This is a genomic window from Bacillus sp. EU55, assembly GCF_038005925.1.
In the GTDB taxonomy this organism is placed as follows: Bacteria; Bacillota; Bacilli; order Bacillales; family Bacillaceae; genus Bacillus; species Bacillus velezensis.
In genome coordinates this window covers 909,222-923,043 of the sequence record NZ_JBBOUE010000001.1, presented here as the reverse complement: position 1 = coordinate 923,043, position 13,822 = coordinate 909,222, and the positions used below count along the sequence as shown (strand labels likewise).

The following is a 13,822-nucleotide window of genomic DNA, read 5'->3' as shown; positions in this document are numbered from 1 at the left end:
TCGCTGACTAAACATATTCCGCCATTAGATAAACTTAGCTCTTTATACGGACGCTCCGCTGCTGCCAAATCCACCATCACCTCTGTCAGATTCGCTAAGATCACAAACTTCTACAAACTCAACTTGCTCGACCGGTTTAATTACCCCTTGCCCAATACGATCGCCTTTGCGGATGAGATAAGTCTTTACGTTAAACATCCCGTCAGTTGGAACGAGGCCGCCGTCAATAGTGTCGAAGGACTCTCTAAACAATTCTGCGCCTGAACTATTTCGATACTCAGCAATATTATCGACAATCACTCCGACCTCTCCGCGATAGCCCGCGTCTACAGTTCCGAGCTGCACGCGTAAAGACGTCTTCAGCGTAATGCCGGAGCGAGGTCGGATTTGCATTTCAAAGCCTTCCGGAATCTCGAACGCCAAGCCTGTCGGCACACACGCCGTCTCGCCCGGTTCGATAATAACGTCAGCCGCCGCGACCAAATCGAAGCCAGCGTCCGTTGCGTGTGCATAAGCCGGTATTTGAGCGTCCGGTGATAACCGTTTTATATTTACGTTCATTTCGTTTCCTCCTTCGTGCTTTCGCTTGTTAATATCGCAAGCAAGGCGAACACGGCCACTATCGAAAACCACCGAAATCCTATCGTATGGATGTACGGAAGGACGAAGAGCAGTCCGGCGATGACCGTTGCAGTGGCGCTGATAAATCGTTTCATACGCGATAACCTCCTCACTTATATAACGGGTAGGTAATCGCCACTTTTGCGACATCGCCGGATAATTTCCTTTTCGTATATAACTGCGAAGCTACTCCGGAAAATGGACGCTTATTCGCCGAAATAAAAATCCGAATCTTTGAGCGCCTCTACCGTCGCCTTCTTATAGCCGTTTCCTTTTTGCGAGAAGAAGTCGTGCGATTTCGTCTTCGTATTTAGGCCGTTCATGACGATAGGGTTCGGTCTTTCCTCTTCGAAATATGGATCGAATCCGAGGTTTTGTAGCGCCTTATTCGCGTTGTACCGAAGGAAGCGTTTCACATCGTGCGTTAAGCCGACCGCATCGTATAAATCCTCGGTATATGCGACCTCGTTCAGGTAAAGCTCTTCGATAAGGCTTAGCGCAAACATCTCGAGTCGGTGTTGCGTGCCTTCGTCCTGCTTTCCGTAGACCTCTTGCGCCAATAAGCCGACGTATACGCCATGTATCGCCTCATCGCGAATGATGAGGTTAATGATCTCGCCGCTGCTCGTTAGCTTGCCTTGGCCAGCGAAATATAACGGATAATAAAAGCCGGAATAAAACAGGAAGCTTTCGAGGTAAACCGAAGCCACGAGCGCCTTATACAGCGAAAGGGCATCGCCTTCTTTGATGCCACGATATAGGCCGGTTATCAGCGCCGCCTTTCGCTGCAAATACGGATTGGTCTTACCCCATTCGAATACTTCGTTGATCGTCTCCGTCGGCGCCAGCGTCATGAATATATTCGAATAGGACTTCGCATGGACTGCGTTCTCCATCATCGCCATAAAATTCAGGACGGCTTTACGTTGGTGGCCGTCGATATGTTGCGCGATGATAGGCATTCCGGTATTTCCTTGCTCCGTGTCCAGAAGCGTCAGGCCTACAAGGTTCCGCATATATGTCGTCTGCTCGGCCGGGCCCAACGCCTTCCACGAGAGGAGATCGCCATTTAGCGAAATCTCTTCCGGGAGCCAAAACTGCTTAACGTTCTGCGCGTAGAACATTTGCGTGAAGTCGTCTTCGTGGCGCGACCAGTCGGCCGCCGTATGGATTGCGTTTACGTTCGTCAATTATTCGTCCTCCTTTTTATATCCGTCCAACAACTCGATAAGGATTCCCGGCGGAATATTCGCGTAATTCATAAGATCACAACACCGACTTGCGTACCGTCTTAATTTCGACAAATCTTCGTCCGATAGTCGTTGACTCATGTTCGTGCCCTCCTCTTCGTTTAAACTACGCAGCTTAAGCACGTATCCTGCCCAGTATCCTTCGTTCGCGCATAATACAACGTTTTAATTCCACGATGATGCGCGTATAGGTCAATCCGGTTCAGATCGCGCGTCGTCATCGTATCTTTCAAGAACAGCGTAAACGAAATACCTTGGTCGACGTGCTGCTGAATCGTTGCGATCATATCGACGACTTTGAACATACCCATGTCGTACGCTTCCTTGTAGAAAAACCAATTCTGCGGCGATAAGCCCGGCATTGGATAATACGTCTTCGAATTACCGTACGTACGCTCCTCGATACGCTCCATAATCGGCATGACCGACGCCGTAGCCGACTGCACATACGATATTGAACCCGTCGGCGCAATCGCAAGTCTGTACGAATGGTAAAGTCCGTACTTACGAATGTCCTGCGATAATGATAACCATTGCGTCCATTTCGGTATTTCGATACCTTCGAATAGTTTCGCTACTTTCTCTGTTTTAGGCGCAAAATCTTTTTGGACGTATTTGCGGAAATACTCCCCGCTTGCATACGTTGATCCCTCGAATCCTTCGTATGTGCTGCCGGTTTCTTTCGCTAGTTCCATCGAACGCACAAGCGACCAATAATTCACCAGCGCGAAGAATACGTTAGCGAAATCCCGCGCTTCCTCCGATTCATAAGCGATACCGTTCTGCGCTAGATAGCCGTGTAGATTCATCGCGCCAAGTCCAATCGAACGCATCTCCCGGTTTGCTCTTGCGACGGCTGGCGCGTTCTTGATATTCGAAGTTTCCGAGACTCGCGTTAGAGCATCAACGGATAGCTTGACGATAGATTCGAAGTCGCCATTTTTCATTACGTTTGCAACGTTGAGTGATCCGAGGTTGCACGAAATATCGAGACCGATTTCGTCCGGTTCGCCATAGTCGGCGTATTCCGATACTTGCGACGCTTGAAGTATTTCGCTACAGAGATTCGAAAACTTTACCTTCGATATGTGATTATTCGCATGCGCCGCGTTAACGTTTCCTTCGAGCATGATGTACGGATAGCCTGATTCGGACCGCAGCACGGCGAGCTTTTCGAGTAGCTTCCGCGGGTTGATCTTTTCTTTACGGACCGCCGGATTGTCGACGAGCTTATCGTACATCTCTTCGATATCCATTTCGTCTAAGTGTTGGCCATACGCTTTGTAAACGGTGTGCGGATAGAAAACGTATGCCGGACGATTCTCGCGCGCCAGTTCGATGAATTTATCCGGGATGACAACGCCGATGGATAACGTTTTGACGCGTACGTCTTCATCTGCGCTGATTTTCTTCGTATCCAAGAAATCGTTAATGTCCGCATGGAATACGTTAAGGTACGCTGCGCCGGAGCCCTGCCGTTGACCCATCTGATCGGCGTAACGGAACGCATTATCGAGTAGCTTCATAACGCCGACAACGCCCTTCGTCGCGTTCTCTACGTCTTTAATCGCTTCACCCTTCGCTCTAAGCTTCGATAGATTAAGCGACACGCCACCGCCAAGCTTCGAAAGCTGCATCGAAATATCAATCGCGCGACTAATATCGTTAAGGGAATCGTTAACTTCGAGCAGGAAACACGAAACTAATTCGCCGCGGCGTTTACGGCCCGCATTCAAGAACGTCGGCGTTGACGGCTGATATTCCTGGCGCATCATTAAATCGACGTACTCGATCGCTTTGGCTGCGTCGCCTTCCGCAAAGAATAACGCACAGCAAGCGACCCGGTCTTCGTAGCGTTCGAGAATCTTTTTGCCGTCGTTCGTCTTCAACGCATAGTCGTTATAGAATTTGAACGCGCTCATAAACGAAGGGAATCGGAATTTGTGCGCATAGGCCGCTTTATAGACCGCCTTGATTTCCTCGAACGTATAGGCGTCCAGGAATTCGGTTTCGTAATAATCGTTATCGCGTAGATAGTCGAGCTTTTCGCGAAGGTCGTGGAAAAATACGGTGTTTTGATTTACGTAGTCAATAAAATAAGCGCGGACGGCTTCGAGATCCTTTTCGAATTGGAATCGGCCGTCCTTCTGTAGCATAATTTCGTTATTAAGTTCGATATAACTTGCGTGTTTATTCGTCATTGGCGTCCTCCTTCTTTAAATTCGAGCGATATTCTTTCTTCGGAAATACGAACGTAATTTTCTTCAATCTCAAAACCTACGAACTTTCTATTCTCTTTTAACGCTGCGACTGCGGTTGAGCCGGAACCCATACAATTATCTAAAATGATTTCGCCCTCGTTAGTGTACGTTCTAATTAAGTACCTCAGCAGATCAACAGGTTTTTGAGTCGGATGTAATTGGCTCTTTTGCTTATCCGTAGGGAAAACGAGCACACTTCTCGGATATCTTTCGGTGCTATCATACGAAGTGTTCTGGTACTCTCCGTAATTTGTAGATTTACTACAGTTATTCTTGTGCGCAGCCAGGCTTACTTTTCTTTCGTGCCCGGTAGTTTTTTGCGGATTATATGTCGGCAGTTTTTTGTAGAATACGAGTATATTTTCATGTGATTTCATCGGCATCTTTTTAGCGTTTAAATGGCCGGTCGCCTGCGTCTTTTCCCATATCCACTCGTAACGTAAAAGTTTAAGGTTACTGCATCCGAGAACTTTATCGAATGGGGTTTGCGCAAATAACACGATAGCTCCATTACCCTTAATCACTCTCTCGTACTGCCCCCACAGCGACTCGAAGGGTATAACGGTATCCCACTTATTGCGCGTTGTGCCGTAAGGTAAATCGCAAAGAATCATATCAATCGACTTATCCGGCAGCAACCGCATCCCTTCGATACAATCGCGCTGATATATCCGATTTAATTCGAGTTCTCCGATCATCTCTTTACCCAAGCGCGTTCACCCTTTCGATAAATTGTCGTATGTCCTCGTCCGTGCCCGCCAATTCAAAGCGCCCGACCACGGGCACGCCGTACTGCGCCGCAATCACATCGGCCGCCTTTGCGTAATTATCGCCCCAATTGCGGTTCCCCGACGCAGCCACGCCCGCAAGATAGTCGCTGTTATCCGCAAGGAAATCGGCCACCGTGCCGGCAACCTGACCGAAGCCGTACGTACCGGTCACGCAAACGAACGGCTCGGCGAGAATCAGTCCCGGCTTAATTTCGACGGCGGCTAGGCCGGTCTTTGCGGCGAAACGGCGGACGTTACCGGTCAGCGAATAGTAAGCGATTAGCATTCGGAATCCTCTTCGTCTTCCAGCGAGTCAAGTTCGTCTTCAATATCGGCGAGTTGATCTTCGATATCGTCAATATCGTTCTGAACGTCCTGCATCTCCTCGCGCAAATCTTCGAGATCGCTTTCCCTCGACCGCAGCTCCAATTCCAACGCCGATAACGCATTTTCTAGTTCTTCACGTTTATGCATCCGATCTACCCCTTCCGTCTCTCAATCTCCGCCTCAACTTCGTCCAGACGCGCCTGTGCCCGTTCGCGCTCGATGCGCTCCTCGATCAGTTTCCGGTCGTGAAAGCTGATGGCGGTATCACTTTCGATAAGTTTTTCGTTAAGCCAGCGTCTCATATTCCGCAAACCTTCGTCAGTCGCTCCGTAAATCATTCGGCCGCCCTCGCCTTCTCGCGTTTATGTGCGCGGTAAGGTTCGACGATCAGCCATAAGATAAAACGGATGATTCCGTAAAGTCCGACGAGAAGCAGGCCGAATACGAGTGCAATCGCGAAGATCGCTTTTGCTACGGAAGATGCTATCGCCCATACCAGAAATCTAATCAGTAGAAAGAACGTTGCGCATGTAAGTATCCACGAAAGCGTTTCGATTAATCTCCGCTTAAACATCCGATCACTTCTCCTTTACCGTCATTATGTTTTCGTAGCTCGACATAAATGGAATCCGGAAGCCGATCGTCTTGAATTCGTACGTCTTACCGACTTCAATCTCCGCGTACAGATCGCTGGAATTAAACTTGCGTGCAAATATTGCGTCGGTATTTTCGAACACTTTTGCGTTACCTTTATCGTCATCTCCGAAAATCAGATACTTCGAGGAATCTTTGGAGGTCTTCGTTTCTTTATCTGTAACCTTTATTACGTAAGTGTTTTCGTTATGGTAAGACGCAATCGTATATGCCGGCGCCGCTACCACGAAAGAAAACACAGCCAGCGCAATTACTGCAATAGTTACACACTTTATTATGCGATCCATTATTTCGCCTCCCTTACGGACTCGACCGCCTTCTGCGCAGCCAATCCGTTGAGTACATGCGTAAATTCCAGCGCATTCTTTTGTTCGCCTGTAAATTCGTTGAACATAGAGAGAAGCGCCACATTTGCGGCAGTAAAGAATTCCGTCAAGTCTATGTCCTTTAATTCCGCAATAAAGTGGTCGGATTCTTCGTTAAAGACCTCAGAAATCGCTCCGAAAATACCTAGCGTGTATTGTTCGTATTTGCCCATTTATTCGTCCTCCCCGATAGTCGCGTTATCATCGATTCGATCGACGGTTTTAGTGACGTAAAAGATTGAATAGCCCTCGTGTCTAAGTGAGTTAATAAGGCTCTCTGCATCGATTTCGGAGCCGCAGCGAAGAACTTTAGCATCCGCATAACTAAACCCCTCCGTTTTACCTGCGATTAAAAAATATCCTTTATCCATTTACTCCGCCTCCTCCGGTTTTATAATCTTATCGCGGACAAGATACGAAAGCCCAATCGCCACCGCATCCGATTCGTCATCTGTCCGAAACGTAAAGTCGGCTGGGAGCGAAAGTATCCGCCTTACTCCCGCCTCTACTTCGTCTTTTGATGCGCTGCCTTTTCCGGTTACGTCCTTTTTAACCGTTGTCGGCGTGATCTCCACATCCGCCTTATAGCCGTATTTACCAAGCGCTAAGTCGATGACAGCCCACGCACCAAACACCGTTTGGGTCGATCGCCTATTGCGCCCTTTCGTGTAATGCTCCCGGACAACAACGTCGAACGGTCCGTGTTCGTGCAGAACCATCGTTGCCGCTGCCTCGATATAGGAATACCGGTGGCTGTCCGGCGACTGGCTCGTCGTGTTGACAGACGTTACGTGTACGAGATTCACGCGCGGACCTGACTTCAGCCGTTTGACTTCGAGGACTGCGAATCCGGGATTAGTCGATATGTCTAACGCGAGGATGCGGATAGGCTTGGCGCTAGTCATCGGAGCTCCTTTCTGACCGATAAAATAGGGGTTCCGAGAAAATACACTTTATATTTCGGTTCTTTAACAACGCTATCTCTTTGGATATTCTTGCCGCGGAAATGGTCTCCAATATATACGTGACAGTTTCCATACGCGGAAGGTTCTGTTAAATTCTCACCGATGAAAGCCCCTGAAAAATACCCTTTTCTCGTTACTCTAATAAGGTCTCCTCTCTTATAGCCTAATTCCCTATGAGAATTTTTTGCTTTCACAATGTCTCCAATATTGAAACGGCACATCAAACCGCCTCCCCTTTGCGTACTTTTTCTATAAATTCCAGCGCCCCGGCGTACTGCCTTTTCGTAGAATCAAAGACATTTGACCGCTTGACTCGCGAAACCTTATCGCGAATGTCTTCCAGCTCGGCCGCTGTAAGCGATTGCGCAATAGCCGTTTTGTATCCGTTGAATGTCCAGCCGTTAAGGTCGACCGCCATCGGTTTGCCGTCGTCAATCGAATTCTGAATTTCTACGAATCTATCGAGCAGCACATCGATGTCTTCGCGTCCGATTTCGAGGCCGAACGCCCGGATGTCCGGCGACTTTTCGAATTCGCCTTCTTCGTACTCCCACGCCTTCTTCGATGCGTTTACGTAGAGGATTACGTATAAGTCGACGCCATACATCTCCGCATAAGCGACGCACTGCTTAACGTGCTTTTCATCCGGCTTCTTCAGCGAATAGAAAGACGTACGGGCTGCGCTCGTTTGCTTCGACTTGATTTCGAGTCCCACGCGCAATACTTCGCCATCTTCGGTGACATAACGCATGATGCCGTCACATGTTCCGAAGAGATGAAACGTCTTGCCGCCGCGCTCGATCTTATGGTTCCGCTTGGCGAAGTCCTCGAACACCGGCGTGCCGTCTTCGTTGCGCTCGAAACTGAACGGACAGGGCCGGCCGACTTTCTTTTCGAAATGTTTTTCCATAAAGAGCAGATCACGCTGAACCACATCGCCGATTGCCGTTCCGATGCGGGTCCAACGTCCCTGATACGGAGGCTTTCGCGTTATGTCTCTAGGATCGCCCAACGCCTTATGATAAAGTTCACGCGGGCAGGCATTCGCAGATGACGGCGAGAAATACGGTTTCTTCGGAAATACTTTCGGAGCATCTGCGTACCATCGGTGGATCTGCGCATCCAGTGCGTTATCCCACGTTTCCGGAAGCGAGTGCCATTCGTTTAGATATTCGATGAGTTCATCCGCAATCTGCTGCGCATAGCCGGTCGGTTCGGGCGTCGGCGCTAATTGGGCGCGTAAGGAGTTTGCGGCTGATCGTGAGTTTGCGTTCGTCAATTAATCACGCCCCTTCATCGTACGCCCGATAATACTGCCTAGCTTGACAAACATATCGTGATCCTCCGGAAACGCTCGAACCAAACGAATTAAGTCCGTATTATCCAGCGCAACCATATGAACTTTGCGTACAATTGCGTTTTTAGGCTTAAACTTTAACGGACGGTCTGCGGAGTCTTGAACGATGTTTTCGAACTCGTTAAACTCCTCTCTTACATGCGGTAGATAGATCCGGAAAACTTTAATCGTCGCTTCTACGTCGTTAAGCGCTCGATGATGTCCTTCAAGCGAGATATCGTGGCGTTTAGCAACATGCTTGAGGCTCGCAGATAGTTCCGGTTCAACGAAGCGCGCCATAGCTCGCGTACAGTAAAAGCGTTTAGGCTCGATTCCGCCTCGACTGATAAACGACAGATCGAACGGAGCATTTTGCGCAACTACAATCGAATCGCCAATAAATTCGTTCAGCTTTTCAAGCGCTTCGGCTTCAGTCGGCGCGCCTTCGAGATCGGCCGCTGTGATGCCGGTCAGTTTCGTAATGAATTCCGGCAGATCGCGTCCTTCTTCTAGCGCAACCATCGTATGAAAGCGATCAATTTCGTTAAATCTTTCGTCAATCTTAATCGCACCGATTTCCGTAATTTGTTCGGACTGATAATCGAGTCCTGTCGTTTCTAAGTCGAGTACAACGTAAGTTTTCGCCATATTAAACCGCCTCCTTGTTTTTAAACCATTCTTCAACGGGCACACCTTCGCCCCATTTGCGCATAACTTCGATATCTGTACCGTTCGGCACAACGTCTCCCCAACGGTAAGAATTAAGCATGATATCGCGAATGTCTTGCGCTTCTTCCCTCGTAAAATCCTCCGGAACTTCGAAAATGAGTTCGTCATGCACCGTTGACCACAGCGCCCATCCCGGTTTGTTAGCGCAATATTCATGCGCTTTAATCATCGTGACCTTCGTTTGAATAGACGACGAGCCCTGTACGCGGGCATTTGTCGCCTGACGCAAAGCGCGATTAATTCGTGAATTATGTTTCCTTGCGTCATCGTATTTCGGATCATTCCATTTTCCGTACGGAATGTTTTTGCGGGGGAGTTTAGCGTCTGGTAGCCGGCGTTTTCGTGCATTCAGATCAGCCCAAACGTATCCGTTTTTTCGCACAAATTCTTCGTTCTCTTTTAACCACGCCGACAGCTTCGGCATACTTCCGAACAACTCTTCTTTAAACTCGGTCGCCTCTTTCTTACCTACGCCTAGCATATCCGCTAGAGAATAATCACTCATTCCGTATAATGTAGCTAACCATGCGACCTTCATTTTCTTTCGCTCTTTTGTGTCGGAACCATCAGCGTTCTTATAAACTTCCTCGTACGGTCGTTTGTAGAAGTTCGATGCCATCGTTGCGTATGGATCGCGTTCTTCTAAAAACGCATTAATCAGTACTGGTTCGCCCGACAGGTGCGCCACACACCTGATTTCCTGCGCTTTAAAGTCGGCGCCTACTAGTAGCTTTCCGGGAGGAGGACCGAACATCGGACGTGCTTCCGGTGGCTGATTCTGCACGTTAAACCCTTGCTGCGTTTTATCCTCTTCGTCCTTTCCGGAGCTGAATCGGCCCGTCACGGTTCCCATCGGATTGAATCGCGAATGCCAACGCTCAGTTGTCGGATTCTGCTTCGTCGGCAGCGTATCGATATACGTTCCGCTCAGTTTAACGATATTCTTGTACTCTAGGAGTTTCGCAATAATATCGTAGTCATCTTTCAACGGCTTGAGCGTTTTCTTAGCGTCCATATTCGGGAGATCCTTGCCGATTGCCTTCGAAAGTGCGGGTCGCATCTGATGGGTCGAGTTCAGATTTATTGGTTCGTCTCCTGCATGGAACGGCGTCAATTCCGCGACTAATTCCTTGCGCAACTCTTCCGCACGCTTATGCAGCTTTTCTCCGTATTCTTTCGCGAAATCCAAGTCGAGAATATATCCGTTAGCTTCTAAAGCGACGATTACGTGCAGTAACGGAACTTCAACGGTTTGATAATAGTCAAAAATCGTCGGTATTTTCGACATGTGATAACGCTGAAATTCGTACATCTTCCACGTTAATTCGGTATCCTTCGCAGCGTAAACTAGCGCTATATCTAACGGAACTTCTTTAAATTGCGCATTCCTGCCGAACAAAGCATCGAAAGTGTCTGCCGGTGTTTTTAAATATTTAGGCGCTAAGTCTTTGAGCTTAAACGAACCGGCTCCGCCTAGTGTCCTATCACTCTCGTTTTCGTTAAGAAGGTGCATCGCGGTCATCGTGTCCCAAGCGACGCCTTTTAAATCGAACCCATGCCGCCGAAGCATCGCAATATCGAATATCGCGTTGTGTAAAACCTTGCCGATTGATTCATCGTTAAATACAGGCGCCAGACCTTCGAGTACATATTCGCGACTTAACTGCTCGCAATCAACGTGCTCCACCGGTATATAAACGTGCCAGTCAGCGTTTGGCAGCGTCAGCGAAAGCCCCACGATTACGTCCGTATAGACATCTACGCCCGTCGTCTCGGTATCAACTGCGATTATTGTTTCGTTACCCAACGCATCGATCAGCGCCTGAAATCGTTCCTCAGTCGTAATTAATTCGTAATTATCCGGTGTATTCTCGACCATCTGGCGCAATGTTTCTTCGCGCTGGGCTTCCTGCAGCGTCTTCCATAACCGGAGCGCCTCCGCCTTGCTGAACGCTTTAGGATTGCCGGCCTTATTAACGCAGTCAGCCGGATCGCGCGCCAGCTTGCCCGCATCCATGGCCGCCTTGACTTCGGTGAGCCGTTTACGGTCAGCATCCGATAGCTTCATCGCGAATATCTTGCGCCAGCTTTCCTCGATCGGCTCGGCGGTCTTGGCTTTCGCCTTCCGCTTGGCCGTCGCCTCTACTGCGTCTGATTTCGGTGCCGCCGGCTTCAGCGCGTTCATATTTAACCGTAAGCCTTCCATCCGTCGTCCTCCTTCCTCGCGAAGTAATTGCGTGCTTATTCCGCCTGATAGTTCGTAATTCCGTTCAGTAACGCTAGAATTCCGAATGAAATTACGCCTATCCATTCATTGTTAGTTCCGGCGAGTACGCCCATCCCTACGAAATAAGCGCCGAATGTGTACGACAATACTCGATCTACTTTCGTCCTCATAAATCGACCGCCTCCGCCCATTTTCGTTTATAATCCGCTTCGTTCGCCGCATACCATTCCGACCAGCAAGACGGATCGCACGCATAAACCTCGAAGAGCGAATCGTAAATTGCGGATCGCCCTTCGTAAAGGTTAGCGTTACATGCGGCGCAGATGGCGGCGGCTTTAGCGGTCAAAGCGCGCCTCGACTGGCGTGATGAGGCGAAGGTTATCCGGTTTTTCTCTGCAAACTCCGTAATCCTTCGTCTGAACTCCTACGCGACCTTCTTCGGTATCGTCCACAACTTCGCAAATCTCATTATCTCCGTAGTCGTAGCGAACAACATCGCCTCTCTTATACTCGCCAACCTTACGTCCGATCTTCGCCCACTTCGCTCCTTCGGCTTGCTTGCGCTCGATCTCGGCGGCTTCCTCTTCGGATAAAATTTCGAGCTGATCTGGCGTTGCGAATCCGAAGCCCCCTAAGCAGTCGCCGCCTTCGAGTCGAATGCTTTTACCCCTCAGATGGACGACATTGTTATCGGAAACCTCGTAAATCTTACCGTTCTCGAATCCGTTTAAAGGGTATTCCCCGCCGCCCGACTTCAACCGCACCTTATCGCCTTTTTTAAATTTAGCGCGTGCCGCTTCGTCTTTAGCTTCGGCAACTTCTTCGTCAGTGGCGCGGACGAGTGACTCTTCTGTACGCCATTCCGTGTCTTTACCGTCCATAGTTTCGACCATAAAAGGAACCTGATCGCCCGTATCTTTAATCACTTTAACGATGTCTCCTTTTTCGGTGACAATAGCCTGACCGACCACCTTCGCATAATCACCGACCTTCAGGCGCTCAGCTTCTACGCTTGCGGCGCTTACTTTGCGGTAGACTTCGAATTCGTCATCGTGCAGCGCGTACGTATCAAAGTCGTCTCCATCATCGTCAGTGATCCGAGGACCTCCGTGCGAATCAACGTAATCAATTTCGTAATACTTGCCCGCGGTTAGATAATGTCTAGGAGCCTCATCGAACTTAACATAATCACCATCCTTCGCTTCGCTTTTGTCAATTCGCTTATATTCCGCCTCACCCTTCAGTGCGGCCACGTCGGATTTTAACGTTTCGATTTCGCCTTCCGCGCTGCTGACGCGTTCTTCTAAGGACGGACCGGTGCTGGCGGATACTTTGCGGAAGAGTACGCTCCCTGAATGACGGAATACGCCGCTGTGACTATCCCCGATATCATTTCGAACTGTTTTCCATCCGTAGTCCTCGTGGATTACTATTTCGTAAAACGCGCCTACAGTTAAGTCGCAGTGAATGCGTCCATTAAGCACCAGATCGCCGATACTCCCGAATTCGCCAGCGCTCCCCTCCACACGTTCGTAAACCGCACCGCCATACGCAACCTTCGTAATTTTACCGTCCACCATATCGAGTGTCTTAACGCCGTTTAATTTCGCCATTTATACCGCCTCCTTTTTAATTACAAGAACGTCTTCTCTTTGCGCGTAACCCACAACGTAGTCAGCTTCGACCTCTGATATCCAAAAATCATTACCGCAACAATCGCAAGCAACGCCGTAAGGATCGAGGTCAAGCTCGCTTTCAAAGATATCGTTAGCTTCGTACTCGTCGTGTGCCTCAACGAAAATAGTCCCGTAATCACTTTTCTCATAGCCGCCCGTGCTCATATCGCTGTATTTAAACCACGCCATCAGACCGCCTCCGATTCGTTCATTTCCGTAAGCTCTACGTCTTCGCGCCGAAAGTTCAAATCCATCCGTACCCATCGCTTGCCTTCCTTCGACTGCGGCCCCCAATACTCGGTAAGCTCGCGATTCTCGAACATCCACACGGTAGGCACCGAACCGCGGCCGATCAGCACGCCGATAAAGTAATCGACTTCATCGAGCCTATACGGTGTCCGGTCGCTTTTCCGCGCCTGAACGATAAGGCTACCGCGCTTCTTCCGATCATAAATCGTCTTCACCTGAAACGTTTTCCATTCGCCACTCAACGGATCTTTTGCGCTAATATCGAACGCCTCTTCCGTCTCGGACGTACTGACCGCCTGCCAGCCGCTAGCCAGCAGCGCAGCACGAGCGATCAGTTCCGAATATTTGCCGGTATCTTCTGCTTTATGCGCCATATGAGCGCCTCCTTTTCG

The 13,822-nt window shown here is 49.3% G+C and carries 22 protein-coding genes; all 22 read right to left on the bottom strand.

Features of this window, described 5'->3' with window-relative positions; all coding sequences use genetic code 11:
- Positions 1 to 42 precede the first annotated feature (42 nt).
- Positions 43 to 561 (bottom strand): dUTP diphosphatase, encoded by a 519-nt coding sequence (locus NYE50_RS04870; RefSeq protein WP_340763385.1) that lies wholly within the window; start codon positions 559 to 561, stop codon positions 43 to 45.
- On the bottom strand, positions 558 to 716 hold the full coding sequence (locus NYE50_RS04865) for a hypothetical protein (protein WP_340763381.1): 159 nt from the start codon (positions 714 to 716) through the stop codon (positions 558 to 560). The genes NYE50_RS04870 and NYE50_RS04865 overlap by 4 nt, the downstream gene beginning before the upstream one ends.
- A 111-nt stretch (positions 717 to 827) precedes the next feature.
- Positions 828 to 1,793 (bottom strand): class 1b ribonucleoside-diphosphate reductase subunit beta, encoded by a 966-nt coding sequence (gene nrdF / locus NYE50_RS04860; RefSeq protein ID WP_445661853.1) that lies wholly within the window; start codon positions 1,791 to 1,793, stop codon positions 828 to 830.
- Positions 1,794 to 1,811: 18 nt separating this feature from the next.
- Complete coding sequence (locus NYE50_RS04855; protein WP_164463368.1) at positions 1,812 to 1,952, bottom strand: hypothetical protein; 141 nt, start codon at positions 1,950 to 1,952, stop codon at positions 1,812 to 1,814.
- A 20-nt stretch (positions 1,953 to 1,972) separates the two neighbouring features.
- On the bottom strand, positions 1,973 to 4,072 hold the full coding sequence (nrdE, locus tag NYE50_RS04850; RefSeq protein WP_340763372.1) for a class 1b ribonucleoside-diphosphate reductase subunit alpha: 2,100 nt from the start codon (positions 4,070 to 4,072) through the stop codon (positions 1,973 to 1,975).
- Positions 4,069 to 4,842 carry a DNA-methyltransferase gene (locus tag NYE50_RS04845; RefSeq protein ID WP_340763371.1) on the bottom strand — a complete coding sequence of 258 codons (774 nt, stop codon included), beginning with the start codon at positions 4,840 to 4,842 and terminating at the stop codon, positions 4,069 to 4,071. The genes nrdE and NYE50_RS04845 overlap by 4 nt, the downstream gene beginning before the upstream one ends.
- Positions 4,835 to 5,188 carry a class Ib ribonucleoside-diphosphate reductase assembly flavoprotein NrdI gene (nrdI, locus tag NYE50_RS04840; RefSeq protein WP_224988394.1) on the bottom strand — a complete coding sequence of 118 codons (354 nt, stop codon included), beginning with the start codon at positions 5,186 to 5,188 and terminating at the stop codon, positions 4,835 to 4,837. Before nrdI ends, NYE50_RS04845 begins: the two co-directional genes overlap by 8 nt.
- On the bottom strand, positions 5,182 to 5,376 hold the full coding sequence (locus NYE50_RS04835) for a hypothetical protein (RefSeq protein WP_224988392.1): 195 nt from the start codon (positions 5,374 to 5,376) through the stop codon (positions 5,182 to 5,184). Before NYE50_RS04835 ends, nrdI begins: the two co-directional genes overlap by 7 nt.
- Positions 5,377 to 5,381: 5 nt before the next feature.
- Complete coding sequence (locus NYE50_RS04830) at positions 5,382 to 5,567, bottom strand: hypothetical protein (protein WP_169510343.1); 186 nt, start codon at positions 5,565 to 5,567, stop codon at positions 5,382 to 5,384.
- Positions 5,564 to 5,803: a hypothetical protein gene (locus NYE50_RS04825; RefSeq protein WP_224988391.1), complete on the bottom strand. Its 240-nt coding sequence runs from the start codon at positions 5,801 to 5,803 to the stop codon at positions 5,564 to 5,566. The genes NYE50_RS04830 and NYE50_RS04825 overlap by 4 nt, the downstream gene beginning before the upstream one ends.
- Before the next feature lie 4 nt (positions 5,804 to 5,807).
- The gene (locus tag NYE50_RS04820; protein WP_340763368.1) at positions 5,808 to 6,170 is read right to left on the bottom strand and encodes a hypothetical protein; all 363 of its coding nucleotides are present in this window, start codon (positions 6,168 to 6,170) and stop codon (positions 5,808 to 5,810) included.
- Complete coding sequence (locus NYE50_RS04815; protein ID WP_025851622.1) at positions 6,170 to 6,421, bottom strand: hypothetical protein; 252 nt, start codon at positions 6,419 to 6,421, stop codon at positions 6,170 to 6,172. The genes NYE50_RS04820 and NYE50_RS04815 overlap by 1 nt, the downstream gene beginning before the upstream one ends.
- Entirely contained in the window at positions 6,422 to 6,619 is a 198-nt protein-coding gene (locus tag NYE50_RS04810; RefSeq protein ID WP_106503116.1) for a hypothetical protein, read from the bottom strand.
- Positions 6,620 to 7,153, bottom strand: coding sequence for a crossover junction endodeoxyribonuclease RuvC (locus NYE50_RS04805; RefSeq protein ID WP_104678822.1), 534 nt, complete (start codon positions 7,151 to 7,153; stop codon positions 6,620 to 6,622). It lies immediately after the preceding gene.
- Positions 7,154 to 7,433: 280 nt separating this feature from the next.
- Complete coding sequence (locus tag NYE50_RS04800) at positions 7,434 to 8,492, bottom strand: hypothetical protein (RefSeq protein ID WP_340763361.1); 1,059 nt, start codon at positions 8,490 to 8,492, stop codon at positions 7,434 to 7,436.
- Complete coding sequence (locus NYE50_RS04795) at positions 8,493 to 9,197, bottom strand: 3'-5' exonuclease (RefSeq protein ID WP_340763360.1); 705 nt, start codon at positions 9,195 to 9,197, stop codon at positions 8,493 to 8,495.
- 1 nt (position 9,198) lies between these two features.
- Positions 9,199 to 11,484: a DNA polymerase gene (locus tag NYE50_RS04790; RefSeq protein WP_340763358.1), complete on the bottom strand. Its 2,286-nt coding sequence runs from the start codon at positions 11,482 to 11,484 to the stop codon at positions 9,199 to 9,201.
- 35 nt (positions 11,485 to 11,519) lie between these two features.
- The gene (locus tag NYE50_RS04785; protein ID WP_164965947.1) at positions 11,520 to 11,675 is read right to left on the bottom strand and encodes a hypothetical protein; all 156 of its coding nucleotides are present in this window, start codon (positions 11,673 to 11,675) and stop codon (positions 11,520 to 11,522) included.
- Entirely contained in the window at positions 11,672 to 11,851 is a 180-nt protein-coding gene (locus NYE50_RS04780; protein WP_340763355.1) for a hypothetical protein, read from the bottom strand. Before NYE50_RS04780 ends, NYE50_RS04785 begins: the two co-directional genes overlap by 4 nt.
- The gene (locus NYE50_RS04775) at positions 11,841 to 13,118 is read right to left on the bottom strand and encodes a hypothetical protein (RefSeq protein ID WP_340763353.1); all 1,278 of its coding nucleotides are present in this window, start codon (positions 13,116 to 13,118) and stop codon (positions 11,841 to 11,843) included. The genes NYE50_RS04780 and NYE50_RS04775 overlap by 11 nt, the downstream gene beginning before the upstream one ends.
- On the bottom strand, positions 13,119 to 13,370 hold the full coding sequence (locus NYE50_RS04770) for a DUF7296 family protein (RefSeq protein WP_340763351.1): 252 nt from the start codon (positions 13,368 to 13,370) through the stop codon (positions 13,119 to 13,121). It lies immediately after the preceding gene.
- Positions 13,370 to 13,804 (bottom strand): hypothetical protein, encoded by a 435-nt coding sequence (locus tag NYE50_RS04765; RefSeq protein ID WP_340763350.1) that lies wholly within the window; start codon positions 13,802 to 13,804, stop codon positions 13,370 to 13,372. Before NYE50_RS04765 ends, NYE50_RS04770 begins: the two co-directional genes overlap by 1 nt.
- Between the last annotated feature and the right edge of the window lie 18 nt (positions 13,805 to 13,822).